The organism is Aquidulcibacter sp., assembly GCF_049239865.1.
In the GTDB taxonomy this organism is placed as follows: Bacteria; Pseudomonadota; Alphaproteobacteria; order Caulobacterales; family Aquidulcibacteraceae; genus Aquidulcibacter.
Genome location: NZ_JBMLTR010000111.1, coordinates 1 through 4,106, shown reverse-complemented (window position 1 = coordinate 4,106; position 4,106 = coordinate 1). Strand labels below are relative to the sequence as shown.

The window sequence follows — 4,106 nt, the reverse complement described above, 5'->3', positions numbered from 1 at the left end:
CCGCCCTAATGCAGCTTAAATTTCGGCCGGATGATGTGGTTGACGTGGCCGATCACGATAAGGGTCACGCCGCGCCACCAGCCGTGGATGGCGATGAGGTGCATCCGGTAGAGGGACTGATAGACCATGCGCGCGATCCAGCCTTCCACGCGCATACGCCCGCCAACCAGATTGCCCATCAGGCTGCCAACGGTGGAGAAGCGGCTGAGGGATACGAGCGAACCATGGTCGTGATAAACAAAGTCCTGTTGCGGCTGGCCAGCTTGGGCGCGCACCAAATTTTGGAAGACTTGGCTCGCCATCTGGTGGGCGGATTGGGCGCGCGGCGGGATCGGGCGGTCGCGTCCGGGCAAGAGGCAGGAGGCGCAGTCACCCATTGCATAAATGCGGTCGTCAATGGTGGTCTGAAGGGTCGGGCGCACGACGATTTGGTTGCCGCGCGTCAGTTCCAGATCACCCATGGTGCGGATTTCTTCCGCCCCCTTCACCCCGGCGGCCCAGACAATCAGATTAGCCTCAATGACGCCGCTCGTGCTGGTGTGGACTTCATTTTTCGCAAGCCGCACCACTTGGGTATTGTCGAGCACTTTGACGCCCAATTTTTCGAGTTCGTGCTTGGCACTCTCAGCCAGCTTTTCATCCAGCGCTGGCAAAATGCGTGGGCCGGCCTCAATCAACGACACTTCGAGCTTGGATTCATCAAACACTTCGAGGCCATAGTGCCTCAGCGCCTTGGCGGCATTATATAGCTCAGCGGCCAACTCTACCCCGGTTGCACCGCCACCAACGATGCTGATGCGCACCGCGGCCTCGGTATCGCCCGTCTGATGGGCGTGGTTGGTGCGCAGGCAGGCATTTAGAAGCTTTTGCCGAAAGCGGTCCGCTTGGGGACGATCTTCCAGAAACATCGCATGTTCACGCACGCCCGGCACGCCAAAATCGTTTGAGATGCCGCCCATGGCCAGCACGAGATAATCATAGCGAATAGTATGCCTGCCAATAATCTCCTCGCCGCGTTCGTCCAACAAAGGCGCGGTGGTGATGGTGCGGGCCACGCGATCGACGCTTTCAAGACTGCCGTTGAAGAAGCGATAGCCCCAGCGCACCGCATGGCCGCCATAGCCCACTTCATCCAGATTAGCATCGAGAGACCCTGCCGCGACCTCGTGCAGCAAGGGCTTCCAGACATGGGTCAAATTCCGGTCGATCAGAATGATGTCATGGGCTTTCCGGCCATAGCGCGAACCGAGCAAACGAACGAGCTCTAGGCCACCGGCACCGCCGCCAACGACCACAATTTGTGTCTTTCTCTGACCCACCCGATTCCCCTGCGACCGCGACATTGCGCCCTTCGGCCTTATCAGTGAAAGGACGGCGGACTCAAGCCGGAACTTAAAGATCATCCGGTGTGCGGGTTTGAGAGCAATTAAATCGAGCAGGACTTCAGCCTGCTGAATAATGTCTGCGGCAGGACCGGATTTTGTTTGTCAAAGTCAAAACCTGTGTTTAGCCTCATCCTATCCGCGATTGAGTATTATGGGATCGGTTGTGATGATTATTTTTAGGAAATGGCTGGTTGCCTGTTTGGCGCTGGCAGGGCTTGCCATCACGCCACAAAGTGTTCAAGCCCAAGAGCCAATTATCGACATGCATCTGCATGCCTCCACTGCCAATGAACAGGGCCCAGCCCCTCTGGCGATGTGCACCCCGATGGACCCGATGCCTGCTTGGGATCAGACCACGGATTATGAGACCTTCATCACGGCTTGGTTCAAAAACCCAAAATGCGCAAATCCGATCTGGTCGCCGACGACCGATGATGAGATCCGCACCAAAACGTTGGAAATCATGAACCGCCGCAACATTTTTGGCGTCGTCAGCGATAAATATGCGCGCTTGAAAGTGTGGAAAGCGGCCGCCCCAGACCGGATTATGAATGGCCTGCTACCCGAGCTTCCGCCAAAGGGTAATTTGACCAAGGAGTTTGCCGAAGCGAAGGCCGCCGGCATCATCACCATGATTGGCGAGCTTGGCACCCAATATATCGGCATTGCGCCCAATGACCCCCGGATGGAGCCGATTTGGGCGGCGGCCGAGGCCAATGATCTGCCAGTTGCGCTACATGTCGGCCCCGGCCCCCCAGGAGTCGCCTATGCGCCGGGCTCAGGCTATCGCGCGCGGTTGAGCAGCCCGTTGTTGTTGGAAGATGTGTTGGTGAAGCATCCCAAGCTGCGCATCAATGTGATGCACGCGGGCTTTCCCATGCTGGATGATACTTTGGCCCTGATGTATGCGCATCCACAGGTCTATTTAGACACTGGCGTGATTGTCTATACCCAGCCAAAGCCTGCCTTTTATCGCTATCTGCAAGCCTTGGTGGACGCCGGATTTGGCGAGCGCATTATGTTCGGCTCGGACCAAATGATCTGGCCAGAGACGATTGAAGTGGCCATCAAAGTGATTGAGGACGCGCCCTTCCTCTCTGCCCAGCAAAAGCGCGACATCCTCTATAATAATGCAGCCCGCTTCCTGCGTCTGGATGAAGCGACCCGCGCCAAACATCGTGCGATGGGGACGAAATAGACTAGCTACCCGCGAAGAAGGCCTTATCAAACCCTTCGACCAAGGGCAGGGCCTCTTTGACTTTGTCTATGCCAAGGGTGGTAAGCCTAAGGCCTTTGCGGCGACGGTCTTCATCGGCGAGCTTTCGGGTGACCAGGCCGTCGCGATCCAAGCGGCTGATGATTTGCGACACCAGCATGCGGTCTAAACGTAAGAAGTCGGCCAATTGCTGCTGCGATAAATTGCTGCCGTCCTGGGTCTTCCACCCGATGGTGGCCAGCAGGGCAAATTGCGGCTGGGTCAAGGAAAGCGGGCGCAGGATATGGTTGAGGCCGCGCTGCCAAGCCATAAAGTTTACCCAATATTGGAAGCCCGGACTCGCTTGTGGTTCGGTGAAGTTTGAAAGTTTCGACCAGTCCAAACAGCAATCTCCTTCCAACAACTCACTTTGTCATCGCCTCGGCTTCACGTTTCAAGCCTTGCAAGGTCAAGGGCAAACCGCGATTGAGCGACGGCCCAATTAGCCTAGCAAATACAAAGCTTGTTGCCCCTTTGAAGTAAACCCCATGGGTGACGCGTGTTCCCAGAGTGGTCGCTTCGATGCGATGATCAAAACCCATCTTGCAGCCTGGTAATTGAGATTCAACGCTGAATTGGAAGGGGCGGGTCACCGAAACGACTTGAATCTTGGCTCTTGGCCCCGATCGAGGTTGCAGCCAGCCTTGCGCATTTTCACGCAGGCCATCGGGCAGAGACACTGCCACCACTTCTTCATCCCATTGAGGCCAGCTTTCGATGTTTTCATAGAGGGAAAACACGGTTTCGGGGTCTGCTTGGACAATGACGTCATGTGCGATCATAGCGCGCGCTCCAGCTCTATTAATAAACACATTTACAAATAAGACTTCGAGCTTCCGCTGTCAAGTTAGGCGGTCTGCCGCAGGGGTTGGATTTGACCTCAGGGCGTGATTCCGCCACAAGGCTTGGCAACAACCTCCCACTCCAAGTGAAGAATGAGACGTGAATGGCGAACCGTGCACTTTTGGCGACTGAAGCCAAGGCTTGGCCCTTTGAACAAGCCCGTTTGCTGCTGGATCGGGTCAAGAAAATAGGCAAACAAGGCCCGGTTATCTTTGAAACAGGCTATGGCCCCTCGGGCTTGCCGCATATCGGCACCTTTGGCGAAGTCGTGCGCACGACCATGGTGCGCCAAGCCTTTATCGCGCTGACCGATGGTACAGTTGAGACTCAACTCATCTGTGTCAGCGATGATATGGATGGCATGCGCAAAGTGCCCGACAATGTGCCCAATCCAGAGGCGCTGGTGCCCTATCTCCAAAAGCCTTTGACCGATGTGCCCGATCCATTCGGCACGCACGCAGGCTTTGCCCAGCACAATAATGCTCGCCTACGCGGCTTTCTCGACAGCTTCGGCTTTGACTATCAGTTCAAGTCCGCCACCGAGCTTTATCGCTCTGGCGCGTTTGATGCGACGCTTCTGCGCGCGCTCGAAAAGTTTGACGAGATTATGGGCGTGATGCTGC

The 4,106-nt window shown here is 56.2% G+C and carries 4 protein-coding genes and 1 pseudogene; 2 read left to right on the top strand and 3 right to left on the bottom strand.

Translation table 11 applies throughout. The features are described 5' to 3' along the window. Positions 1-5 precede the first annotated feature (5 nt). Complete coding sequence (locus ACOVRA_RS08140) at positions 6-1,319, bottom strand: NAD(P)/FAD-dependent oxidoreductase (protein ID WP_421719848.1); 1,314 nt, start codon at positions 1,317-1,319, stop codon at positions 6-8. Between the two features lie 232 nt (positions 1,320-1,551). Between ACOVRA_RS08140 and ACOVRA_RS08135 the strand changes: the two genes are divergently transcribed. Continuing rightward, positions 1,552-2,583, top strand: coding sequence for an amidohydrolase family protein (locus ACOVRA_RS08135; RefSeq protein ID WP_421719847.1), 1,032 nt, complete (start codon positions 1,552-1,554; stop codon positions 2,581-2,583). A 1-nt stretch (position 2,584) separates the two neighbouring features. On the opposite strand, the gene ACOVRA_RS08130 is transcribed toward ACOVRA_RS08135, so the two are convergent. Together ACOVRA_RS08130 and ACOVRA_RS08125 are read right to left on the bottom strand one after the other, a co-directional pair. Then, the gene (locus ACOVRA_RS08130) at positions 2,585-2,983 is read right to left on the bottom strand and encodes a MarR family winged helix-turn-helix transcriptional regulator (RefSeq protein ID WP_421719846.1); all 399 of its coding nucleotides are present in this window, start codon (positions 2,981-2,983) and stop codon (positions 2,585-2,587) included. Positions 2,984-3,005: 22 nt separating this feature from the next. After that, the gene (locus tag ACOVRA_RS08125) at positions 3,006-3,422 is read right to left on the bottom strand and encodes an SRPBCC family protein (RefSeq protein WP_421719845.1); all 417 of its coding nucleotides are present in this window, start codon (positions 3,420-3,422) and stop codon (positions 3,006-3,008) included. A gap of 164 nt (positions 3,423-3,586) precedes the next feature. On the opposite strand from ACOVRA_RS08125, the pseudogene lysK reads away from it, so the two are divergent. Next, positions 3,587-4,106, top strand: a pseudogene (gene lysK / locus ACOVRA_RS08120) (lysine--tRNA ligase); the annotation flags it as partial.